Source organism: Exiguobacterium sp. 8A, assembly GCF_902506275.1.
GTDB classification, from domain to species: Bacteria; Bacillota; Bacilli; order Exiguobacteriales; family Exiguobacteriaceae; genus Exiguobacterium; species Exiguobacterium profundum.
Genome location: NZ_LR733630.1, coordinates 1,491,407 through 1,516,039, shown reverse-complemented (window position 1 = coordinate 1,516,039; position 24,633 = coordinate 1,491,407). Strand labels below are relative to the sequence as shown.

The 24,633-nt window shown below is 49.3% G+C and carries 19 protein-coding genes and 1 other annotated feature; of the genes, 14 read left to right on the top strand and 5 right to left on the bottom strand.

The window, feature by feature from the left end; genetic code table 11:
- Positions 1-210 precede the first annotated feature (210 nt).
- From GVY42_RS07750 to GVY42_RS07730, 5 genes are read left to right on the top strand one after another with little or no spacing between them, the layout of a single operon-like run.
- Positions 211-1,221 carry a siderophore ABC transporter substrate-binding protein gene (locus GVY42_RS07750; protein WP_159562846.1) on the top strand — a complete coding sequence of 337 codons (1,011 nt, stop codon included), beginning with the start codon at positions 211-213 and terminating at the stop codon, positions 1,219-1,221.
- Between the two features lie 9 nt (positions 1,222-1,230).
- A complete protein-coding gene (locus GVY42_RS07745) occupies positions 1,231-2,235 on the top strand; it encodes an ABC transporter permease (RefSeq protein ID WP_031422514.1) in 1,005 nt (334 codons plus the stop codon).
- Positions 2,232-3,290, top strand: a complete 1,059-nt coding sequence (locus GVY42_RS07740; protein ID WP_159562845.1) for an iron chelate uptake ABC transporter family permease subunit — start codon at positions 2,232-2,234, stop codon at positions 3,288-3,290. Before GVY42_RS07745 ends, GVY42_RS07740 begins: the two co-directional genes overlap by 4 nt.
- Positions 3,287-4,039, top strand: coding sequence for an ABC transporter ATP-binding protein (locus tag GVY42_RS07735; RefSeq protein ID WP_031422518.1), 753 nt, complete (start codon positions 3,287-3,289; stop codon positions 4,037-4,039). Before GVY42_RS07740 ends, GVY42_RS07735 begins: the two co-directional genes overlap by 4 nt.
- Positions 4,040-4,056: 17 nt before the next feature.
- Complete coding sequence (locus GVY42_RS07730; RefSeq protein WP_159562844.1) at positions 4,057-4,752, top strand: dihydropteridine reductase; 696 nt, start codon at positions 4,057-4,059, stop codon at positions 4,750-4,752.
- Positions 4,753-4,755: 3 nt separating this feature from the next.
- On the opposite strand, the gene GVY42_RS07725 is transcribed toward GVY42_RS07730, so the two are convergent.
- Positions 4,756-5,331: an aminodeoxychorismate/anthranilate synthase component II gene (locus GVY42_RS07725; protein ID WP_159562843.1), complete on the bottom strand. Its 576-nt coding sequence runs from the start codon at positions 5,329-5,331 to the stop codon at positions 4,756-4,758.
- On the bottom strand, positions 5,328-6,659 hold the full coding sequence (trpE, locus tag GVY42_RS07720) for an anthranilate synthase component I (protein WP_159562842.1): 1,332 nt from the start codon (positions 6,657-6,659) through the stop codon (positions 5,328-5,330). The genes GVY42_RS07725 and trpE overlap by 4 nt, the downstream gene beginning before the upstream one ends.
- A gap of 44 nt (positions 6,660-6,703) precedes the next feature.
- Here trpE and GVY42_RS07715 point away from each other — a divergent pair, with 44 nt between their 5' ends.
- On the top strand, positions 6,704-7,282 hold the full coding sequence (locus GVY42_RS07715; RefSeq protein WP_159562841.1) for a hypothetical protein: 579 nt from the start codon (positions 6,704-6,706) through the stop codon (positions 7,280-7,282).
- Positions 7,279-7,510: a binding site (T-box leader), on the bottom strand. Its footprint overlaps the gene before it by 4 nt.
- Before the next feature lie 49 nt (positions 7,511-7,559).
- Here the strand turns inward: GVY42_RS07715 and GVY42_RS07710 are convergent.
- Genes GVY42_RS07710 through GVY42_RS07700 form a run of 3 tightly spaced genes read right to left on the bottom strand, consistent with a single transcriptional unit; the run spans position 7,560 to position 10,384 of the window.
- The gene (locus tag GVY42_RS07710) at positions 7,560-7,826 is read right to left on the bottom strand and encodes a hypothetical protein (protein WP_159562840.1); all 267 of its coding nucleotides are present in this window, start codon (positions 7,824-7,826) and stop codon (positions 7,560-7,562) included.
- Between the two features lie 35 nt (positions 7,827-7,861).
- The gene (locus tag GVY42_RS07705) at positions 7,862-8,146 is read right to left on the bottom strand and encodes a hypothetical protein (RefSeq protein WP_159562839.1); all 285 of its coding nucleotides are present in this window, start codon (positions 8,144-8,146) and stop codon (positions 7,862-7,864) included.
- A gap of 12 nt (positions 8,147-8,158) precedes the next feature.
- Positions 8,159-10,384, bottom strand: a complete 2,226-nt coding sequence (locus tag GVY42_RS07700) for a C40 family peptidase (protein ID WP_236548943.1) — start codon at positions 10,382-10,384, stop codon at positions 8,159-8,161.
- 169 nt (positions 10,385-10,553) lie between these two features.
- Here GVY42_RS07700 and GVY42_RS07695 point away from each other — a divergent pair, with 169 nt between their 5' ends.
- From GVY42_RS07695 to GVY42_RS16470, 8 genes are all read left to right on the top strand, one after another.
- Entirely contained in the window at positions 10,554-10,928 is a 375-nt protein-coding gene (locus GVY42_RS07695) for a nuclear transport factor 2 family protein (RefSeq protein WP_143180225.1), read from the top strand.
- A gap of 172 nt (positions 10,929-11,100) precedes the next feature.
- Entirely contained in the window at positions 11,101-12,411 is a 1,311-nt protein-coding gene (locus GVY42_RS07690) for an Ig-like domain-containing protein (RefSeq protein ID WP_159562837.1), read from the top strand.
- A 204-nt stretch (positions 12,412-12,615) separates the two neighbouring features.
- On the top strand, positions 12,616-15,249 hold the full coding sequence (locus GVY42_RS07685) for a S8 family peptidase (RefSeq protein ID WP_159562836.1): 2,634 nt from the start codon (positions 12,616-12,618) through the stop codon (positions 15,247-15,249).
- A 752-nt stretch (positions 15,250-16,001) separates the two neighbouring features.
- Positions 16,002-18,722, top strand: a complete 2,721-nt coding sequence (locus GVY42_RS07680) for a hypothetical protein (protein ID WP_236548942.1) — start codon at positions 16,002-16,004, stop codon at positions 18,720-18,722.
- A 549-nt stretch (positions 18,723-19,271) separates the two neighbouring features.
- On the top strand, positions 19,272-20,645 hold the full coding sequence (locus tag GVY42_RS07675; protein WP_159562835.1) for an Ig-like domain-containing protein: 1,374 nt from the start codon (positions 19,272-19,274) through the stop codon (positions 20,643-20,645).
- Positions 20,646-20,833: 188 nt separating this feature from the next.
- Positions 20,834-22,489 carry a hypothetical protein gene (locus GVY42_RS07670; RefSeq protein ID WP_159562834.1) on the top strand — a complete coding sequence of 552 codons (1,656 nt, stop codon included), beginning with the start codon at positions 20,834-20,836 and terminating at the stop codon, positions 22,487-22,489.
- Between the two features lie 234 nt (positions 22,490-22,723).
- Entirely contained in the window at positions 22,724-24,061 is a 1,338-nt protein-coding gene (locus GVY42_RS07665; protein ID WP_159562833.1) for a trypsin-like peptidase domain-containing protein, read from the top strand.
- 346 nt (positions 24,062-24,407) lie between these two features.
- Complete coding sequence (locus GVY42_RS16470) at positions 24,408-24,557, top strand: hypothetical protein (RefSeq protein WP_167365507.1); 150 nt, start codon at positions 24,408-24,410, stop codon at positions 24,555-24,557.
- Positions 24,558-24,633 lie beyond the last annotated feature (76 nt).

Here is a 24,633-nt window from a genome sequence, read left to right as displayed (position 1 = left end):
TTTTTTGTGCGTGCATCTATAGAAAGAAAAATTTTCCTATCCGAATCTTGTCAAATTGGCATTGCGTATCCTAATTTTGTTTGTTATGCTACTTGATGAAAACGACAATGATAATCATTATCACTGATAACGAGAACGTGAGAATAGACATACATAACCAACTCGGCTCGTTTTTGGTGCGAGGATCATTGAAACTTACATACAGAGGAGATGGATGAAGTGGGGAAATTCAAGATTTCACTCATGTTGACGTTGCTCGTCTTCGTACTCGCCGCATGTGGCGGAACGAGTGAGACGAAGAAAGAAGAAAACGTCGACGGCGCAACAAAGACAGAGACGGTCGAAATTACAGACGCACATGGCACAATCGAGGTACCGGTCAACCCGGAGAAGGTCGTCGCCCTTGATAACCGGACGTTCGAAACATTGGCAGCATGGGACATCGACTTGGTGGCGGCACCAATCGGACTCCTTCCAGCGGAATCGCCATATGCATCAGACAAAGACATCGCGGACGTCGGCATGCACTTCGAGCCGAACTTAGAGGCGATTGCAGGAGTTGACCCGGACGTCGTCATCGTCGGTCAACGTTTCGCAGATTACTACGAGGACATCAAAAAGTTAGTACCGGAAGCAGCGGTCATCGATTTGAACATCGAGATCCCAGAAGATTCAGGCACACCGGGTGAGATTTTAGTCAAAGGATTGACAGACACGACGCTCACACTCGGAAAAATCTTTGACAAAAACACAGAAGCTGAAGCCATCGTCGCTGACCTCGACAAGTCGATTGAAGACGCGAAAGCGGCATACAACGGAAAAGATACAATCATGTCGGTCATCGTATCTGGTGGAGACATCGGGTTCTCAGCACCGGTAACGGGACGCGTGTTCGGACCGATGTACGACATCTTCGGATGGGTCCCAGCCCTTGAAGTCGAGAAGAAGACAGGTGACCACGAAGGTGACGAAGTATCCGTCGAAGCCATCGCAGAAAGCAACCCAGACTGGTTGTTCGTTCTCGACCGTGACGCACCACTCGGTGACGCAGAAGGCGCAGTACCAGCAGAAGACGTGATCGACAACGCACCGGCGCTTCAAAAGACGACGGCTGTGACGAAAGAGCAAATCGTCTATGCACCGAAAGACACGTACTTGAACGAATCGATTCAAACGTACGCGGAATTCTTCAACAGTGTCACGGAAGCGCTCGCGAAGTAAGGTTCCGTCATGCAAAAACCATTGACAGCCAGGGTTGAGACGATGTCTCAGCCCTCCTTTTCTAGATTGTGGACGAAGTCGTTCGTGTTCACCGTGATCATCGTCCTCGGTTTGGCGGTGCTGTCGCTCTTTACCGGGGTGTACGATCTGTCACGGACAGACGGCTTCGATATGTTTTGGATCACCCGAGTCCCACGGACGGTCGCCCTCATGCTGACGGGTGCAGCGATGGCAATGGCGGGGCTCGTCATGCAGCTCATCACACAAAACCGACTCGTCGAACCGACGACGACGGGGACGCTCGAATGGGCGGGACTCGGACTGCTCACCGTTTACTTGCTTGTCCCGGCACCGAGCCTCATGATGCGGATGACCGGGGCGATCGTCTTCTCGTTCATCGGGACGATGGTCTTCTTCTGGTTCTTACGTTCGGTCAAACTCCGTTCATCGCTCATCGTGCCAATCATCGGGCTCATGTTAGGGGCGGTCATCTCCGCCATCTCGACGTTCCTCGGTCTATTCTTCCGAGCAAGCCAGGCGATCGAGGGCTGGTTCGTCGGTTCGTTCGCCTCGGTGCAAATCGGGCGCTACGAGTATCTATGGGTCATCATCGTCGTGACGGTGCTCATCTTCTTACTGGCGAATCGCTTGACGCTCGCGGGGTTAGGGGAAGACATCGCGACGAGTCTCGGCGTGAACTATAACCAGCTCATGATGATGGCGACGGGGCTCATCGCCTTATCGGTCGGTGTCGTGGCGACGGTCATCGGGAATTTACCGTTCCTTGGACTCATCGTCCCGAACCTCGTCTCGATGTTCCGCGGGGATGATTTGCGCAGCAACCTTCCATGGGTCTGTCTTGTCGGGATGGGTGCGATTCTCGTCAGTGACTTGATTTCACGGACGATCATCATGCCGTTCGAACTCCCGGTCTCACTGATTCTCGGGACGGTCGGGGCAATCGTCTTCATCATGATCTTGATGCGACAACGGAAGAAGGGAGGGGTTCGATGAGTACGGTCATGGAACGAGACGGTGTCGAAGTATCAATCGGGGAATTGAGAGAAGAACGTCATGCTTCAGCGTTTCAATCGAAACGGGCGAGCAGGCGCTATTGGCTCTTCTTAAGTGCCTTCATTCTCGGCGGACTGTTGTGCGCGCTCGGGCTTCTCCTTTATAACAATCCGGTCCCGATGGACTCTCCGTCATTCGTGCCGGTCGTGGAACGGCGAATCGTCGCCATCGTCACGATGTTGATTGCGGCACTCTGTCAAAGTCTTGCGACGGTCGCATTCCACTCGGTGACGAACAACCGTATCATCACGCCATCGCTACTTGGATTCGACGCGCTCTATTCGACGATTCAGACGAGCATGGTCTTCTTCTTCGGGGCAGGGGCGTTGATCGGCTTCTCGGGGACAAACGCCTTCTTGACACAGGTCGGCCTCATGGTGACGATGAGTCTCCTCCTTTACGGATGGCTCTTGTCAGGGAAATACGCCAACCTGCAGCTCATGCTGCTCATCGGGATCATCATCGGGACGGGTCTGAACTCGGTGTCATCGTTCATGCGTCGTATGCTCGCCCCGTCCGAGTTCGATATCCTGCAGGCACGGCTGTTCGGTTCGGTGACGAATGCCGACGTGGCGTACTTTCCCATCGTCATCCCGATCGTCGTCATCGCCGGGACACTCTTGTTCCTGTTCTCGAATCGATTGAATATCGTCGCACTCGGCAAGGACGTCGCGACGACGTTCGGGGTGAACCATCGGAGGAGCGTCATTTACACGCTCGTCCTGATCTCACTCCTCATGTCCGTCTCGACTGCGCTCATCGGACCGCTCACGTTCTTCGGATTCTTAGTCGCGACGCTCAGCTATCAGGTCGCCTCGACGTATGACCATAAGTACGTCTTTCCGATGGCGTTCGCCCTAGGGTTCTTCGTCCTGACGAGTGCATATTTCTTTATGTATCACATATTCCAGACGCCAAGTGTCGTCTCCGTCATCATCGAACTGTTCGGCGGACTCATCTTCTTGGCCGTCATTCTAAGGAAGAGGTCGCTATGATTCAAATCGAACAAGTCAAAAAATCGTATACAGACGATGTCCACATTGGACCGCTCACGCTCGATATCCCGAAAGCCGGATTCACTTCATTGATTGGACCCAACGGAGCGGGCAAATCGACGACACTCATGATGATCGGACGGTTGCTCAACTTAGACGAGGGTCAGATCCAAGTCGCCGGCATGGACGTGTCGAGCACGAAGTCGAAAGACTTGGCGAAAATCATCACCATCCTGCGTCAAGAAAACCACTTCGTGACACGGCTCACGGTCCGACAACTCGCCGGGTTCGGACGTTTCCCTTACTCGAAAGGGCGCCTCACAAAAGAGGACGAGGCGATCATCTCGAAATATATCGACTTCCTCGACTTGACCGCGCTCGAGAACCGCTATCTCGACGAGCTCTCAGGAGGACAAAGGCAGCGTGCCTACGTGGCGATGGTGCTCTGTCAGGAGACGGAATACGTCCTCCTCGATGAACCGCTCAACAACTTAGACATCGCTCGTTCGGTACAGATGATGGAGTATTTGCGCCACGTCGCCGACGAGTTCGGACGGACAATCGTCACGGTGCTCCACGACATCAACTTCGCGGCGAAATACTCGGATCGCATCTGTGCGATGAAAGACGGACAGATCGCTGCGTTTGGAACGGTCGATGAGATCATGGACGCGAAGATTTTATCCGAAATTTTTGAGACGAAACTGGAAATCATCGAAGGGCCGTATGGGCCGATTGCGGTGTATTAACGAAAGGGAGAATTCACATGAAAATTGACTGGACACCGATCACTAAAGTCGTAAACGAGGCACCAGATACATACACGTTCCATCTCGCCTTGCCACCTGAGTTCACGTGGCAGGAAGGGGCGCACACGCATCTTGCGCTCGAAGGGTTCAACGCCGGGGACAAGCCGGACCGAAGTCTCGTCCGCCATATGTCGATCTCGACATTGCCGCACGAAGGGGCAATCGGAATCACGACCCGCATCAAGTCCGAATGCTCGACGTTCAAATCGATCCTTCGCGACATGGTACCGGGGGACAAGGTCGCCTTGTTCAAGACACATTCGAACGTCCCGCTCGAACGGAGTGGGAAGAACGTCTACCTCTTATCGGCGGGTGTCGGACTCGCGACATTCCGTCCGGTCGTCCTCGAGTACTTGGCGAACAGGGAAGGTGTCCCGCATCTCCATTCGTTGAACGTCGATTCGTCGAAAGCGTATCTGTTCGGTGACGTCTTCGAATCGAACGAGCACTTCACGTCAGAATTCGTCCCGAGTCGGAAAGACTACTACGAACGCGTGGAGATGATGGCATCCGACAAGGACGCCTTGTTCTATATCGTTGGTAGTGATGAGCTGTTGCATGAAACGATCCAGGTGCTCCGGTCGAACGGGGTGGCATGTGACAACATCAAGATCGACAAGCATGATTTTCAGCGGGATGACTTTTTAGGTTGATACTCAAACCGGGGACACGTGCCCCGGTTTTTTCGTGCACAACTGAACGAATCGTTCGAAGATTCCACGTCCGTCCGGTGTTCCGATTGATTCGGGATGGAACTGGACACCGTACGTCGGATGGGTCGGGTGTTCGAGAGCCATGATGACACCGTCTGTCGTCTCGGCCGTGACCGTCAGTTCGGTCTTTTGTACGACGAGCGAGTGATAGCGCATGACGTCCATCGATAGCCCTTCAAAGAGGACGCTTGGCACCGTATTGATCCGTGAGACTTTTCCATGCATCACCTCGTTCGCCCGTCCGACGACTCCGCCGAACGCCTCGGCGATGACCTGATGACCGAGACAGACCCCGAGAATCGGGATATAGCCGGACAGTTCTCGCACGACCGCGAGCGACACACCGGCGTCTTTGGGACCACCGGGACCGGGGGAGAGGATGATACCACTCGGGTTCATGCGACGGATTTCTTCTATACTATGTTCATCGTTCCGGATGACGCAGACGTCACTGAAGCGAGCGACGTCTTGATAGACGTTATACGTGAACGAATCGTAGTTGTCGATGAGGAGAATCATGCGAACACCTCCAATAGGGATTTGGCTTTATGCAGCGTTTCTTCATATTCCGATACCGGGTCTGAATCATAGACGATGCCGGCGCCGGCTTGGACGTGGGCCGTGTCACCTTGGACGACCATCGTCCGGATGGCAAGGGCGAAGTCGAATCCGCCCCGGACATCGAGATAGCCGACCGCCCCAGCGTAGACTTCTCGTTTCACCGTCTCGAGCTCATCGATCAACTGCATCGCCCGAATCTTTGGAGCCCCGGAGACGGTACCGGCCGGAAGACAAGCACGGAGCGCGTCGATCGGGGCCACATCGTCACGTAAATCACCTTTAACTTCCGAGACGAGATGCATCACGTTTTTGAATCGTTCGAGCTCGATGTGTTTCGGGATGGTGACTGTGCCGACTTTGGCGACCCGCCCGATATCGTTCCGTCCGAGGTCGAGGAGCATCCGATGCTCGGCGAGTTCTTTCTCGTCTTGAAGGAGTGACTCCGCGTGACGCGTGTCTTCCTCGACGGTCTTCCCACGAGGGCGTGTCCCGGCGATCGGGTTCGTCGTCACTTTGCCGTTCTCGACACGGACGAGACTTTCAGGAGAAGCACCGAGGACGATCGCTTCCCCGAGGTCGATGTAGAACAAGTACGGACTCGGATTTTGTTTCCGCAGCGTCCGGTAAAAGTGGAACGGGTCCCCGGTGAACGTCGCGTCGATTCGTTGCGACAAGACGAGTTGGAACACCTCGCCCGCTAGGATTGCCTCTTTCGCCTGGAGCACGCGGTCGATAAATTCGTCCTTCGGCGTCAAGATGCGCTCGCTCGTCCGGACGACCGGTTCGAGGGCGTGTGTCTCCGGTGTCTCGAGCTGTTCGCGGATGGACTCGAGTCGCATCGTCGCATCCGTCTCGCTCGTATCGATCAGGATGACCTGTTCCTCGAGGTGGTCGTATAAGACGACCGTCTCATAGCGTTGGAAGAGGGCGTCCGGCAAATCACGCGTCACGGTCGGCGTGTTCGGGATCGGTTCATACACCCGAAGCAAGTCATAGCCGATATAGCCGACGGCACCGCCGATGAACGGGTACGGTGCAGTGAAGTCGTCACGTGTGATGCGTTCGGATAAGGCATGGAGCGGGTCGTCTGCATAGATTGTCCCCGTTGCATCTGTCACGTCGTTCCCATCGACTCGGATCGTCTCGACCGGGTTCGCCGCGATGATGGAGTAGCGACCGTGCTTGCCTTCCGCGCGACTTTCGAGTAATACCTTTCGTTCACCTTGTAGTCGGTGGAAGATTGCCACTGGTGTGAGTTCGTCACCATTGATGATCCGTTGTTGCATTGAAAGAACCTCCTTATAATGGGTAATAGAAAGGGGATATGCCGATGTCAGTCTTACGACCTGACCAATTTTCAGGTGAAGCGTTGACCGAGCACATCGAACTCGAGGACACGCTGTCACCTTACGTTGATATCAAATCATATGAACTGAATCTTGAATATTTTGAGGCAGTCGTTCGTCATGCCCAGCAATTGTTTGATGCGTTGTTCGAAGAGGGCGACCCCATCCGAATCGTTTGGCATGTACATGGACAGCCCGTCAAGCCGACCCTCTTGTTCCGTTATATCCGGGACAAATCGGTGCGCTTCAAGACGACCGCCACATCGTGCACGTTCGATGACGAACCGTTATGGATGTTCACCGTGCCGGTAGCAGACAAGTCCGAAATCCGTGTGCGACCACTCCTCGAGTCGATTTGTTATCAAGATTTTTATACAAAATCAAAGCCTCGTTTGAACGGAGAGTTCACAACGTATCCGCTCGTTCAGTTCATCCACGAACGAGAGGGTCACGTCTTGTTCGTATACGATGACCGCGGTGCGTATATCCGTGGTACGTCACCAGCCCACCTCCAATCGCTCAAACAAAAAATCTCCCCGTCCCGCATGCCCAATCGGACATGAAGGACGAGGAGATTCCCCGTGTTGCCACCTTCGTTGAAAGACGCCTTGTCTTCCCACTCATCGCGAACCATCATTCGCTGTCCCCGATAACGGGAGGACCCGTCAGAGCCTACATGTCGGTCTGAACGCTCAAAAGCCCATTCACGCAAGGTACGCCACCGGTTCGCATCGACCACCGGCTTTCTGAAGACGTCCCTTCGCGCTACTCTTCTTTCTCATCGCGAGTTCGTATGAATGTTATCGTTACTTTAACGGGATAAAGATGCATTGTCAAGCATCATTTGACCGAAGCGTGCCCCACCTGACGTTTCCCGATGAACGTGAACGTGATCCCCAATGCCAAAAGGGGAAGGAGCCACCACTTCGTAAAGAAGAAGAGGGTGCCCCGATACATGAGCCACTCCATGCCCAAGTAGGCGAAGAGCGTGATCAAGGGAGCGATAGACAAGCGCTTCAAGTGCAATGCGATGGCGACTCCTAGTCCGATCGTAAACGTTGGGACGATCACGAGTTGCCATAGGAACGGATCGATATAGTGAAACATGGAGAGTCCTCCTTATAACGAGTAATCACGACACATCAGGCAGATTTTTTTGTTTTCAACAATCCGACGAAGATGAACGAGAACAAGAGCGAAATCAGCGGGAAGATGACATTCCACGAACTGAGATGGCTGACATCGAACGGACTGTGGTCATAATAGACGGCAAAGTACGTCAATTCGATGATGGCGTTCAACAAGAACGTCACCACAGGGCCGACCCAGACCCGTTTCATGATCATGGCGACCACGACACCACCGCCGATGGTGAGAAACGGGACGATGACGAGTTGCCATAAGAACGGATCGATATAGTCAAACATGGAGAATCCTCCTTATAACGATTTGTACCCTAGGAAGTACGGGCGCCACATCGGGTCATGGATCGAGTTGATTTGAAGCATCTCGCCCCCGGCATGGATGAAGAACTCATCATCGAGCATGATGCCGATGTGCGATGGACCGGATTTGTACGTGCCGGCGAAGAAGACGATGTCCCCGCGACGTCCACTCGTGATCCCTGTCCGTTTGTTCTTGAAATGGCCGCTATGCCAGTAACCTGACACGTTGGTGCGACCGCCGATTTTACCGGCTTGATTCGTCGCGTAGTGGATGAGACCGGAACAGTCAAAACCGCCGTTCAGCGGAGACTGTGAGCCCCACGTGTACGGTGTCCCGAGATGTTTCACCGCGACGGCAATCATGCGTTCTTTTTGTGAGTTGTCCCGTTTCTTCAACAAGGCATCTCGTTTGATGCGAATGTCTTTCGTCTTGACGTAGACCGGACGCCAGTCGTATTGGATGAGATAGGAGTCGCCACTCTTCCCACGAGGGTAGATGCGACGACCGGCATCGAGATACCCGATCGGACGGGTGTCGTTCGGGTTAGCGTAGAACGGCGTCTTCTTCGTCGTTCCATAGTGGGCGGCCGTATAGACGCTCGCCGGTTGAATCGCCTTCGGTTTCGTTTCGGCGATATAGGGGTTCAACACGTACACGCGTTTCCCGGACGGAAGACGGACGTGCCAAAAGTCGGCATCGATCGAGCGGAGCCCGACGAGTTTCGTTCCGCGCGGCAGAGTGCCGGCCGGACGACCATACGCAACGTCAGCCGAGAAGTAAGGCGTCCCGTTGAACTGTGTATAGAAGACCGTTCCTACCTTCGGCTTCGCGGTCGGTTTCGAGACAGCGAGGTAGCCAGTCGCGACATAGCGATAGGCTCCGTTTAGTCGGATGCGCGTGTAGTAGCCGCTCGTCCCATATGTCTCGATGAGCTGACCCCGTTTCAATGAACCGACTTGTTTCGCGATTGAGGTCGAGGCGTATACTTCGACCTCGTTATATCGGCTGTATCGTTTCCCTGTCGCTTCGAAGCGAGGTGGTTTTTTCGTACTCGTCACGCTCGTCGGGACGAAGTAATAGTTCCCTTTCGTGAAGATACGGGTATAGCTTCCACGGGTGCCATAGATGTAGACGAGCTGTCCCCGTTTCAGGGACAAGGTCGTTTTGGATGATTTCATCGTCCGAGCATAGACCGGTGTGTTTTTCGTGATGTACCGTTGTCCGGTTTTTAGATAAGGTGGCTCCGTCGTCCCAAGCGATGCGGATTCGACGAAGACATATTGTCCGTTGTAATAGACACGGGTGAACAGACCGTCTGTCCCATAGATGCTGACGAGTTGACTCCGTTTGAGTGAACCGACGACTTGCTTCTTGTCTGTGTCTAAATAAATCGATGTCTCTTTTTGAGCATAACGGCTCCCCGTTTTAGCGTAGCGGGGCATCTTGGCAGCGAGTGCGTCTCGCTTCATATACACGTACATGCCATTTTGATAAAGGCGGGCCATCGAGCCATTTGTGCCATATACACTTACTCGTTTGCCCCGGACAATCGTCCCGACGATCTCTCCGTCCTCATTCATATAAGAGGATGTCGTCAAGACGAATTGCGAGTCCGTCTTGAACGGGATTCGATTTGTCATCGAGAGCGAGATGTATCCGACAGTTCCATTTAGATCGACACGCATCTGTCCGTCGATGAGGAAGCCGTTCAAGGTTTGACCGGCTTCAAGTGGAGTCATGGTTCCACCATCTGGTGAAGACGTGAGAGTCGCTCCCTCTTTTGCGTAGCGGGTCACTGCCGCCGGAACCGTCTCTCCGAGGGCGTCACGGGCGACATATGTCCCGTCCGTCGTGAGGAGAAGGTCGCCTTCGATATCGAAGACGTCGACCGCTGTCCCGATGGTGAGTGTTGCGACTACATTTCCGGCAGCGTCGCGTGCATCCGTCTCCGTATGGACGTAACGGGTGACAGCGTATGATAAGGCGTCGTTTCGGACGAATCCTTTTTGTGAAGCGACGGTGACAGACGTATGGGTCTCGGTCACCTCATGGACATCCACACGCTCCGCTTGGTCTGTGACCAGGAGAACGACCGTTTCTTCTGGATCGGCATAGAGGGTCGTGCCGGCACGAAGAATGGCCTCAGACCCGACCGCTTGAGCGGTGAGTGTCCAATAGAAGGTAAAGAGAAAGAGCAAACTGAAGATTCGTTTCAACATTTCCACCTCGATTCATGAAATTTACAGTTTTTAGTATATACATAGTGGAGATGAAAAAGGTTGCTTATTTCGATAAAAGGGAAATGATTGAAGGAATCCGTGCTCAGCATTCCACTCGTTCGTTTGCGACCATCTGTGCTATGATGGACGGGGAAAGGAAGGGACAACTATGGAGACACTCAACATGAAACAACTTTCTGACGACCGATCGGCCCATCAGGTAGCCGGCGATCTCGACGCGATGCGGGCGCTCATGCACGACTCGTTCCGATATGTCGATTCGAGCGGGCGTCAGTTCGATAAAGAGACGTTCTTAGACCAGTTCGTCGACCCGACAGCGATTCAATGGATCGCACAGGACACGGTCACGTTCGATGAGACGGTACGCGGTGACCTCGCCGTCGTCCAACTCTTGCTCGAGGAGAAGTTCATTCTCGGCACGAACGCGTACGAAGGTCGCTTTTGGATGCTTCATCTTTATGTGAAAGAAGATGGCGTCTGGTTATGGCAAGGCGGACAAGCGACGATGATCAACGAAGGTTAATAAGCGTTCAGACACTCCGAATCGATGGAGTGTCTTTTTTATTAAATGAAGGAAATGTGAATTTGAAAAATATATGCCTATTTTAGAAAAATTATGTACCCTTTTGAAAAAGGACAGATTATAATAAATTTGTAAACGATTGTCATTATTCTTGAGGGGGACCCTACTTATTATGAAACAACCGAAATATGCAGCACTTTTCCTAGCTACCACACTCGCATTCGGAGGTATCGCGCCTTCGACAATCGTCAACGCAGAGACGTCTGAAGACGTGACTGCTCCTGACGCACCGGTATTATCGGCACCACTCCACACATCGACAGCACTCACGATCACAGGTGAAGTGGCTGCGAAAGCGGAGATCTTGATCAACGGCAAGACATACGTCCGTACAATCCTCGAAGGTGGCGAGGCCGTCTTCAAGATGTCACCACAGTCGGTCGGCAAGGTCATCGACGTCCGTCTCGTCGACGCGAGCGGCAACGTGAGTGACACGACGCGTGCCATCGTCGCCGAAGACCCGAACGCACGTCCGGACGCACCAGTCATCAAACCGTTGACGGAGACGTCACGTGAAGTACGCGTCGTCGGGGAGCCGGGACAATATGTCGAGCTCTCGATCGGCAGCAGCACGTATAAAGGGAAGTTCGATGCGAACGGGCTCTACCGTCGTGGCATCGCACCGCAACCGGCCCACTCATGGCTCTCGGCGAAGACGATCTCGACGAAAGGCGCGACGAGCGACGTCTCGAAACGTAGCGTCTACACAGACCGCGTCGCACCGAGAACGGCGACATTGACACAGTCCGTGACGGCAGCATCATACGGTGTCTTCGGAAAAGCCGAACCGTATGCGACGGCCGTCGTCAAGATTGGCACGAAGTCATACACGGCACCGGTCATGTCGACTGGGAAGTTCATCGTGAAGATCCCGCGTCAAGCGATGGGGCAGAAGATGTCACTCGTCATCCGTGACGGCGCAGGCAACGTCAGCCAATCGAAGACAATCACAGTACAGCACGCGCTCTACAACAACTTCCATCGTGTCTACATGGATGGTATGAAGTTGACGGTTCATAAAGAAGTCTTCTATGCAGATTCGACGACGAAATACGCGGACACGTTCGTGCCACTCTTCGTCGGACATCCATCGAAGTCGGGCCTTGGGTTCCTTCTCAGCAGCTACACGGAGGATGGCTCGGTCGCTGGATTTGAGAAGTTGACGCTCCGTGTCGGTCGTGCGACCTATTCGCAAAACATCAACGATTACGAAGTCTACTATGAAGAGTATGAGGACGGCTCGGTCGAAGAGTCATACTTGTTCCAGCCAGATGCGAAACTCATCAGCTTCGTCGACAAGTACGTCCGTCCGGAAAACCGGATCACGGTCATGGTCCAAGGAACGGACTACGACCTCGAGTTCAACCTATCGGGTGCGGAGAAACGCGCATTCATCCAATCCCTCCAATACGCAGGATACTAATTCTTTAGGACCGGTGGAGACACCGGTCTTTTGTATGCACGGATTCGATTCTCTTCTATATAAATGAAGTGGCGGTTGCCATCTGCCACCTAGGAAGAAATATTTCCGAAATCTTTTTGTTACATTTTTGAAACATAAACCGATAAATAACGTAGAACAACGTGGAGCCAAGTGCTTCACTATTTAAGAAAAGAGGGAAAAGGTATGAAACAAGCTTTGCAACGCCTCGTTGCATTTGTATCGGTCCTTGCGCTCGTCGTGTCGCTCGTCCCAATGCGGACGATGGCAGCTGGCGCGGCCGATGTGAGCGAGGCCACATTACTTACACCAGGACAGACTGTCGACTTCACGACAGGGACAGATCCGGTGAACACGTATTGGTTCAAGATGGAGCGAGAAGCTTCAGCTATGACACATATGGAGATTGCGATGGAAGCGTCTGCCGTGACGAACATCTCGGTCTATCCGAGCGCTGAGACGGCAGCGGCCGATGAGACGTTCGATCGCTACCGGGCGAGCGCTTCTCCGGACGCAGAGACGTCAGTCGCAAAAATCCAATTCCCATACGCATGGGAAGGTCCATATTACATCAAAGTGGAATACATGCCACTCGAGACAATCGATGAAGAGGGCGCGGTGATTCCACCGACGGCAGCAGATGTCTCACTTGGTTATAAATCAGTGAAACTCCCAGTGAAGTATGAAGAAGGAAACGGAACGATGTGTCCGGTCGAATCGTTGCTCCCGATGCCAGAAGATGGCGGGTTGCTCGAGTTGATTCGTCGCCTGCAAGAAGAGATCCTGGGTGGATCGAAAGAAGGGCGTCAATTGGAGGCACTTTACTACAAGTCGTCCCCGTACATCGTCCGCAAGTTGGCATTCGACAAACAGAAACGCCAAGAGGCGTTGACGGACCTTCAGACGTTACGTCCGCTCATCACGTCACTCGTCAACAAAGAAAGTCACACTATCACGAAAAATGAAGCGACTGCGATCAACCGCATGCACGCCTTGGTCAAATCAAGCGTACCGAGCGGAATCAAGTCGGATGTCAATGACTTGGCTTCATCGGTCGATATGACACGCCTCGCCGGCTCGACGGTGGAAGACGTGTTCGCACAGATTGGAATGGAGCTTCAAACGGTGGATACACCGCGTTATATCGTCAAATACAAATCACAACCATCGACATCGATCGGCAAGATGAACGCGATGACGGATGTATCGGCAGAGCGTATCTCGATCGGTCGTCCGGGAGACTATTTCGCGCTCGTTGACGTCGAGTCGGCAAGCACGAAGATGCAAGCAAAAGCGAAAGCGACGTTGAACGCCGATTCGAACGTCGAGTTCATCGAGCCAGTCCAGACGTACAAAGCGTTTGCGACAGATTCGAGCTATGAGTATCAATGGGCAATCAATGAAAAATCAGTCCTTCAACCGATGAAGTATGCGGGTGTCGGACTAGAAGGCTATGAGGCACTCCGCCTTCCAGGTCGTTCAATCAAAGTAGCCGTACTCGATACAGGTGTAGATGATCGTCTGCTCGACTTTAAAGGAAAAGTCGATGTCGCGAACGGAAAAGACTTCACGGACCCGAACGGGGATGGAAGCTCTCGCGATGAGAACGGTCACGGGACGCACGTGGCAGGTGTCATCGGGGCAGTACGAGACAACGGTGTCTCGATGCGCGGAATGGTACCGAACGTATCGATCCTCCCAGTTAAAGTGCTCGGAGCAGACGGGACGGGTGACACGGATCAAATCGCACTTGGAATCAAATATGCAGTCGACGCTGGAGCCAAAGTCATCAACATGAGTCTCGGTGGCGGCGAAAGTCGTACAATCGGTTACATGTTGAAGTATGCCTATGACCGCGGTGTCGTCGTCGTTGCAGCGACGGGGAACGAAAGTGAACCGGAAGTATCTTATCCGGCCTCTTCGAAGTATACGATCTCAGTCGGAGCGACGAACTCGCTCGGAATCGTCGCAGATTACTCGAACTTCGGATACGGCGTCGATGTCGTGGCACCAGGTTCGAAAATCGCGAGCCTTGTCCCAGATGGGAATGTCGTTTATTTGGACGGCACGAGCATGGCGACTCCACATGTCGCTGGCGTCGTGGCCCTCTTGAAATCACAACACCCGACCCTTTCGGTCGAGTCGATCCGTACGCTCTTGCAACGGACGGCTGACCCGGTCGCCTTCTCAGGCGGAGATGTGCCGGAAGTACCGGTTGACGAGGAAGACGAATGGGCATTTGAAGACATGAGTGTCGAGTTCTCGTTACCAGTGGCATATTACGACGTGTTAGGCGGTTACGGGAAGGTGAACCTTCACCGCGCCGAGTCGATGCTCCGTTTGAACGCGAACCGTGCGGTCGTGGCGGAAAATGCGGCAAACTTCAAAGTGAACGTGAAGTCTGGCACGGTCGTCTCCGTATATAATGGCGATCAAGTCGTCGGACGCGGGACGGCGAAGCAAGCGGTCGCATCGTTCAAGATGAAACCACAACCTGCAGGGACAGTCTTGCGCGTCGTTTACACGAACGGCAAGTATCAGTCGACGGAACGGTTGATCGTGGCGGCGGGCAAACGTCCGGCTAGTCCAGCGGTCACAACGCTCCGTGCTGGCGCGAGAGCAGTGTCTGGTAAAGCGACACCGGGTATGACGGTTGTCGTTCGCAATGCGCAGCGTCAATTGTTCGGGACGGCGATGATCCGTCCGGACGGCACGTACAGCGTCAAGACGCGGGCTCTCCGCAAAGGAGAATCAATCTACGTCCACGTGGAAGATTTGAACGGCCGTGCCGGACAAATGACACGTGCGATCGTCAAATAAGCTAGTGACACCGGGAGACGGGTATGCCGATGGGCATATCCGTCTTTTTGTATGGAGTGAATGCCAAAGACGAGGTGACCTGACAAGGTTCGAATGATGGAAACAGTAGTTCTCGCAGAGAAAAGACCGTCATGAGGATACGATTCGTCTGTAATCGGATGGGTCGAAAGTCCTCACGGCACGAGAGAAGGTTGAAACGAGAGGCGCAGATGTCTAAAATGGAACATACACGTTACTTTTGGATAACTTTGGTTTTGTTAAACAGGTCAATGATTTTATGGTTTGGAAATAACTAAGGTAAACATTGGACTTTGAGAATCGACATTGTAAATTAAATACTAAAGGTAATTAATGGTATAAAAATGGTTTTCAACTATTATTTCCGCTAAAAACGCATGAAATCAACAAAAATCGACGTGTTTCGACATTTCCAAAAAAGGTAAATCTAAAAATGAATTAAACTAAAATCTCCAAAATTCAAAAACGTTACCATTTTTGCGAAAAAAAACGCTTGTGTCGCTTGGAAGTGTTATGTATATTATGGATGTAAGGTTTTCCAAGAACAGTCTTGGTAAATTGTTCAAGATGATTCTTGCAAAGACTTCTACCGGGGGAGAACGCCCGGTCTAAAGAAGAGTCGGTTACATAATCATTAGTACTTTATTCATTGTTATGGATACATGACTCCGAACGAGATCGGTTGGGCGAGGACGGTAGAAAAACCTATCTACCTAAGGGAGGATTTACATCAGATGGCTAAGAAGAAACAATTCGTTACTGCAGCGGCAGCGTTCGCAGTAGCAGCATCAGCAGTAGCGCCTGCAATCACAGCAGACGCAGCATCAACAACAGTCCAACTTTCATCGGACTACGTACGCGGCGGGGACCTCGACGCGGCACTTGACAAAGAGTACAAAGGTAGCGAGATCTACTGGTACAAATCGTCAGTCGACATGAACAAACTTGGCGTGTTCCAAACTGCTAAAGGTTTTGTAAAAGGCCAAGGCATCCGCGTTGAGAAAAAACTTCGCGTCTTGAATCACGCACAAGATATCCAACCTGAAGAAATCGTCCTCGAAGAAGGCGTTCCTGCATCAGGTCTTCGTATTCAGCCAGTTCTCTTCGCAGACGGCGTGAAATACAACAAAGTTGTCACATACGCTGGTTTCTCAACTGAGAAAGCTGGAGAGTTCGAAGGAACATTCACTTACTCTAACAAAGCATTCGGCGTTGTAACTAAAACAGTTAAATACAAAGTTGTGAAATCAGAAGTTGAAATCTCAAACGTTTCTTCTTCAGTAGATCAAGCAGCTGAAGTTCTCTCAGTCACAGCTGACGTGAAGAATCTCAAAGACGGTGAAAAAGTTGAACTCGTTGTTTACCCAGGTAAAGACATGTCAGCTACACCAATCAAAGCAGACGCAACTGTCAAAGATGGCAAGTTGACTGTTTCTCAGAAACTTCCTGCTGGAACTCACTCATTCCAACTCGTTTCTGGTGAAGTGAAATCTGCAGTTGTAGACTTCACAATCGAAGCTGCAATGGTTAAAGACGTTAAAGCAATTAACGCTACTCAAGTTGAAGTTGCATTCAACAAAGCAGTAGATCCTGCTACATTGTTTGCTAATGGTGTTAGCGGTGCATTTAATGCAGGTGCGACTGTTGCATTAACATCAATCGACGGTATTACTTCTGGCGCGTTGACTGGTAAGTTAAGTGCAGACGGACAAACTTTAACAATTACATCTGCTAACGCACTTTCAAAACGTTATGATGTTGTTGTTGACGGAATCAAAACTAAAGAAGCTAAAGCGTTCGCTAAATACAACAAAGTTGTTGAATTTGCAGCTGATACTACGGCGCCAATGGTTGTATCTACAGTCAAAAAGACTGCTAGCACATTCACAGTTAAATTCTCTGAACCAATGAACAACCTCGGATCAGTATCTTACAAGCTTGCTGACGGTACTTCTGTAACTGCAACTGCAACTGGAGTTCAAAATGACTTCACAGCTGGAGCGCAAGAAGTTACTTTCACTGTAGGTTCTGAAGTTGCTGCAGGTAAACAAGTGATTGTGACGTTTGTCGGAGCACAAGACCAAGCGTTGAACATCATTTCTCCAAACCCTGCAACTGCATCATTTGTTAAAGGTGACAAAGATGGTGTTGCTCCTGCTGTAACTTCATTGGTAGCAGTCAACAACAAAACAATCGAAGTTAAGTTCACTGAAGAGTTGCAAGCAAACCCTGCAATCACAGGATTCGATGGAGCGCTCACGTTCAAACAAGACGCTTCAGATAAAACAAAATACACAATCACTTCAGACACTCCTAACACAGGATTGAAAGCTGTTTCTGTATCAGCTGGGTACACTGACTTGAGTGGAGAAGCTGGAGCTGCTTACTCTAAAGTCCTCAACTTTGATGTTGATACTGTTGCACCAAAAGTTGCTTCTACAAAAGTTGTGAAGATCGACGGCGTAGAATACCTTGAAGTGTCATTCGACGAAATCGTTGAAACTGCTGCTGCTCTTACAACTCTCGAAGTTACTGGAACTAAAGTTTCTAACTTTGTAACTTCAAACATCACTCCTGTTTCAGTTCCAGTTGCTAAGTTTGTTCAAGTGTCGACAGATAAGAAATCTTATCGCGTAACACTTGCTGACTTACTTGGGGTTAACTCAACTAAAGGTGCATCATACTCGTTGGATATTGCTGGAAACAGCACTGCAACTCCAGTTGCGCTTGTTAGTGACTTGAGTGGAAACGCTGGTCCAAGCACATTCAAAGCTAACGTAGTTCGCTCTGAAGATGCAACAGCACCTTCAAACACTAAAGCTTCACTTGATACTTCGTTCAGCACTAACGGTATTGAAGTGAACTCTGATAAGACAATCACAGTTCGCTTCAACCAAGAACTTGATGGAGCTTCAGCTACAAATGTTGCTAACTACAAGTTTGATGGCGCAGTAGTCGAAAAAGCTGTTCTCAGCCCAGTTGCTGCTGGTAAACAAGATGTTACATTGACTCTTAAAGCTGGATCTAACGTATTCACAGGTCTTCGTAACGTAACAATCAGCGGTGTTCAAGCTAAAAACGGCTTGGTCATGGATGCTGTAACAACACAAGAATCGCTTGTGGAAAATGTTGCTCCTACAGTTTCGTCTGCTAAGCTTACTGCACCAGGCGTTATCACATTGAACTTCAGTGAAACTGTATACAACGCTGCTGATCTAGCTGGAGATGACTTCGAACTCTACGTTGGCGGAGTTAAAGTGACTGCAACAACTCTTGATACAGAAGATGTGTTACAAGCAGCTGCTAAAAACACATTGACTTTAACTATCGGTGGTACAGCACTTAAAGCTGAAGATCTTGCTAAAGGTCTTTCAATCAAGTCGGTTGACGGACTTGATATCATGGATGCTAACGATAACGTACTTTCAGTTGGAACAGTAACTGTAGCACAATAATTCTTATCCTCTCTTTAGGGAATTTTGGGATACGCTAATATGCGTATCCCTTTATAATTATATTTTCAACTGTGTAGTATTTTTGATACACCCTAACCATCATGGCTTAGGGTGTATTTTTATGTCTGAAGGATCAAAAAAATGAAACCGAATCAATCTGAAAAGTGTGTCGGCATCGTCACCCCCTCAATGAAGAGAATAGTTGCTATAAAGGTCAAACTATTGATTGGTCGAATGACGACTAGACGCTCGTGAAAGAAATTTTGGATGGACTCGATCGGAAAGGATTTCCTCGTCATCAGCCTGGGACGAGGAATAATTTCTATTCAATATGCTGTAGCTCGAAATCACTTTCCGTTCAGGATACGCAATATTGGAAACGTGACGAATCTTGTCGAACGATAATAAAACAAATTTAAAAAACGGTTTTCCATATCGTTTAAAACGATGCGCACTAAGATATGAGGACTGGCTACAATAAGGCGTAGTCAATTTTAGAATGGGATGGATGGACTCATGACATCTATGATATTAAAAGGAGAAAAAGAAATGATCTCATATTTGAAACGCTGGTTGACGATTGTGGCAGGGGTTTTCTTACTAGTGGCATTAGGACCTCAGATGGTTACGGCAGAAGAACGTACTTTACCGTTTAATGGTGTGGTACATGGAGAACTGACAGCCGAACAGAATAGACAAACTTACATGTTGCAGGTAACAGAAACGGGCAACGTGACAATTGATTTTACAACAATGGTAGACGATACAGTGAACATCGTATTCCAAGATGGGATGAACAACCCCATCTATAATACATGGATTAGTGGAAGTGCTTCTTCACCAGGAAGGAAAGTAATGTCTTGGGATCTTGAGGCAGGTGAGTATCAATTTATCGTATACGATGATTCTTATCGGACAAATCAAGGGAAATTCACCATCAAGACTTCGTTCACATCAGTCAAAACAGATGACATCGAACCGAACAATGGAACCGCTGAAGCACAACCGTTGAAATTCGGACAGACAACGAAAGGATTCCTTTCCGTACAAGACGAGGTGGACGTCTATGAAGTCAAACTGACGAAAGCAGGACGATTACATCTCAATTTATCGACATATGTAGATGACACGTTACGCGTGTCCCTCACGGATGACATGAATCAGCAAGCATTCTACGAATCGATTTCGGGATCGAAGAAAAATCCAGGCAAGTTTGTTCGTTATATTGATTTAGAGGCGGGTACTTATCATATCTCCATTCAAGATGGTGGACCCTACAGTACGGATACAGGGATGTACCAACTCAAATCAACGTTCGTTCCTGCATTGAATCAAGAGGCCGAACCAAACAACGGATCGGTTGAAGCAAAATTATTCCCGTTTTATCAATCGCGTACCGGATTTTTGTCATGGAACGACTCCGTCGATGTGTATAAAATTGTGATTCCAAAGACCAGCAAAGTCGGAATTGATTTGACATCTTATGTAGATGAAAAAGCGATTCTTACGCTTTACGATGTAGATAATATTAAAGTGATTGAGGACTATGTCTATGGTTCTACAAAGGCACCGGGACGAGCTAAAAAATCCGTGACGCTCACACGCGGTACGTACTATCTCTCTATTAGTGATGGTCCGTGGCAGAGTGAAACGGGGAAGTACTTGCTAAAAGTCACATCAAGTCATTTTCTTCCGGTTGTGACAGTAAACTCTGTAACAGCCCGTTCCACAAAAGTAAGTGGCAAGACTGAGAAGGGTGCCACCGTCACGATGACGATTGGTAAGAAGTCCTATAAGCGTACAGCCGATGCGAAAGGGAACTATTCATTCTCCATCAGCAAGCAAAAGGCTGGGACGAGCATCAAGATCTCGAGCAAAAATAAGTATGGGACATCTGTGAAGTCGGTGAAGGTATCGAAATGAGTACATGTGTGTCGAATTACTTGATGCATCAATAGGTAAAGTGAATTGTGAACGAGTGTAGATGAAGAGAGGGTTCGGCATCATGTCGGATCCTCTTTTTTGAAAGAAGAATGATTTGTTCTCAAATTCATGAGCTGGGTAATTGAAAGATGGTAAAAACGTAAACCAAAAGAATGGATGTGGGGAATATGAAACGATGGTTACGCATAACTGGACTGATAGTCTTGTTTAGTCTCTTCTCGTTTTCAACAGCAAAGGCAGCCCTCGTCATCGAACCGGTAAGTTCGATCGACGTGAGTCGCCCAACGAACTATATCGTAGGAAACGAGCAAATGTATATTGGTGGGAAAGAGGGATATCGGGCATATCGTTTGTCGGACGGGACCCTAAATCTTGATGTAAAAGGACAAGCTACTGATGTGTTAGATGTTAGTGATGATGAACAGTGGGTCATTACTAAACAATCATCTGGACTCGTGACATACGATAGCGAGGGAATTGAACATCATACGTTAGATGAAGCGAAATGGGAACACATGATGATATCCTTTAAAGATGAGACCGTACAAGCCCGCTTTTTGCCGAAATCCTCGGTCGTCGTCATCTTAACGGAGTCATCAGGTCTCGTTTGGTATGATGTCGCTACCGATCAAGTGAAAAAGCAAACCTTTATTGTTCGAGATGGGCGCTCTGCCCCATCGTCTCAGACGCTTCGTGTGTCAAAACAACTCATCGCTGTAGGGGAGAAGAGGATGATGTCGTTATACACTCATGAAGGGAAAATGACCTCCTCGTTCGACATGGAAGAATCGATCGAATCGTTCGATGTGACGGAAGACAATATTGTTGTGATGATAAGAGCGGATGGCAGTTTATATGAATATAACCCGAGCACAGAGAGAGGGACTTTACGAGAAATCGGAGTCCATGGAGAAATCATGGTCAGTTCGTCCGGAACGTTTTTCTCGAACGAAACATCTCTCTATGACTTTAAGACGGGCAAGCGAGTCTATTCATCGATTCAACCGGGGCGTGTCGTCTTCACACCAGATTCAACGCGGTTTGTTTCGATTGGGGAACGCATCGAACTCTATGCTACGTCTTCACTCAACCAACGCATTCGTTCCATTGCAGTCAATCCAGAGTTGAAAATAATCGAATCCGACACGAAGGTCCGACCGAGTCTGATTGTAATTCGAGCGGACGGTAAGAAAGAGACGATCACGGAAGGGGTGGCGTGGACGACGACTTCGAAGGAACGGTTAGCGATTGAGAACGGTCTTTTTGTCGGGAAACAATCAGGGCCAGTTGTAGTGAATGCAACCTATGAAGATCACACTGCCTCACTTTATATAAAAGTCGTACCGGCCCCTCAACTAACAGATCTTGAATGGTTGAAAGAACAGAAGAAAGCACTCGATCAAAACGGAACGTTTGAAGGCGCGGATTATCGTATCGGAGATTTATATGCAAAAGTAAGAGGAACTGCTGGCAAACTTTTGTTAGACAAAAAGGTAGCGACACGAGGAAAGTTCCAAGGAAGTTGGATATATGCTGCGACGAACCGTTCAAAGCGTGTGAATGAGATTGTCTTCTCATTTTGGAACTACAAGCGCCCAAACATTACTGAACGGGGCGTACAACGTGCTTTCGGGAAACCGATTCAAACATGGACCAAGAAATCTAAGACATTTGAAACAATTAACGGAAGTAAATCGTGGGAGAAACGCTCTGTGGGAAAAATTACGGCATATCGCACGAAACAAAAACATACGGTCTGGATGTATTATGACACGGGTGGAAAGTTACGCATGTTCCGTCTGTTTGAAAAAGTACCGAAATAAGGTGTAAAGGTAACGAAACGTATTTAAAAAATGGTTCGAGTCATCTTTCTTTTTAAAAAGGATGACTTTTTTTGATGATTGTCAGTTCATGTCGAACGATTCCTTTTCAATTTTAAATTTCTAATTGACTTGAATAACATATGTTTACTACAACAAAAGAACTAAGTTGATACTATCAAGATGATAGACAAGATTCATATGAAATGACTAAAGATGAAAGTGAGGTCGAGAGATTTGAAACGGTTCGTGACACAGTTTTCTCTTTTTGCCATTCTATTCATGTTATTGAGCACATGCTTACCTACCACGGCAGCCGCTGCAAGTTTAACGGTTTCTCCGAAGAGTGTGGCGTTACAGGTCGGTCAATCGAAAACGGTACAGGCGAAAGCGAGTGGCGTGAAAAAACCGGTGTATGTATGGAAATCTTCGAACACGAAAGTAGCAACTGTGCAAAATGGGAAAATTACAGCGAAGGCCGTCGGGAAAGTGACAATCACGGTCACTGTCCAAAAGACGAAGTTGAAGTCGACCGTTAGTGTGACGGTGAAACCGAAAAAACTAAACGCACAAGAAGCGTTTAAGTTAGTCAATCCATCGGTTGCGACAATTGAGATGTACGATGCTTCCGATCGACTTACCTCGACAGGGAGTGGATTCGTGACGAAGAAAGGGGAGGTCATCACGAATTTCCACGTCGTCTCAGGTGAAGCGAATCGATACGCTCGCATTCGATTCGCAAACGGCACCGAGGTTGAGACGCTTAAGCTAAAACGCTTTGATGACGCACTAGATTTGGCAGTCTTAGACGTTCCTTCCCTTCAATCTATTCCGATATTGTCGACGGCAAAAGCGGGAAGTACAGGCTCAACTGTCTACGCACTGGGAAGTCCGAAAGGTGTCGATAATACGATTACACAAGGGATTCTAAGTAATCGTGAGGTCTTCTTTGGTGGTCAACCATATCTTCAATTTAATGCCAGTGTGACACATGGGAATTCAGGCGGTCCTCTCATTAACGAGTACGGGCAGGTCATCGGAGTCGTCACGTGGGGGCTTCCTGACTCACAAAACATGAACTATGCGGTACCAATTCAAGAGCTAGGCAATTTGAAATATGGACGCGATACGATTGCAAATGTACAACTGCCGACCGAACCCGGATATGAGTTACCCGTCGTATCAGGCAAAGGTGACACACGAGAACAGGAATTGAATGATGCGTTTGCGGATGCAGATGTGATCTCTTATGCCTCGGGTGATTTAATTGGTTCTGTTTATGATTTAGAAGATGTCGATACATTCGTCTTCCGGACCGACAAACGAATGACGCTATCCGTGTTTGGAGGATGGATGAACAACCGGCAAGGTGAATACTGGGCGTTCGGTCTATTTGACGCGAACGGTGATGCGATTCGTTACAGTGAAGAGTTCTCGAATGAAGGACGCTATTATGGAACGTTAGACCTCGTCATTCCTGCCGGCGAGTACTACTTGGCCTCGTTCCCATTGTCCGGTTTGGCCGATTCGGAATATTACAATCAGTCCTATCGAATAAGTTATGAATTGAAATAACATATCTTTGTAGTGGGATGAGGAGTATCGGGAGTATTTCGAAAAATCAATATAAAATAGTCGCAAGAGCTATGTGTATTTGTTTTGGGACGAATGCACATGGCTTTTTGGTGTTGTCGGGAGTCATAAAAAGTATACAGAAATGGACTAATAAATGGTCACTTATCATTCTGTTTTATTATCTATCAATTAGCATAAAAAAATCATACTTGTAGCCATCTCAGTAAAAGGTAATTAAGAAGTTAGATTTGTCTTGAAACATTTCCATAAAAAGAAAAAATATCATCTTTGATTGTTAGATTATGTATTAAAATGAAACGAGTAATGAAGGATGAGGAGTGAGAGAATGGCGCGTAAAACAAGAAGTGATTGTACGGTAGGTACTTTTGAGAAGAAGCACGGTCTTCCTCCGGGAACGATTCGGAATCCAGATGGAAGAGACACGCGGAGCGATAAGAAAATCGGAACGATTCGTAAAGAGTCTGAACGAAAATAATTTCTACATCGAGCAAAGAAGCACGTACATGATGAGCGGGTCTCTCAGTGGTTTTGAGGACGCGCTTTTTGAAGTT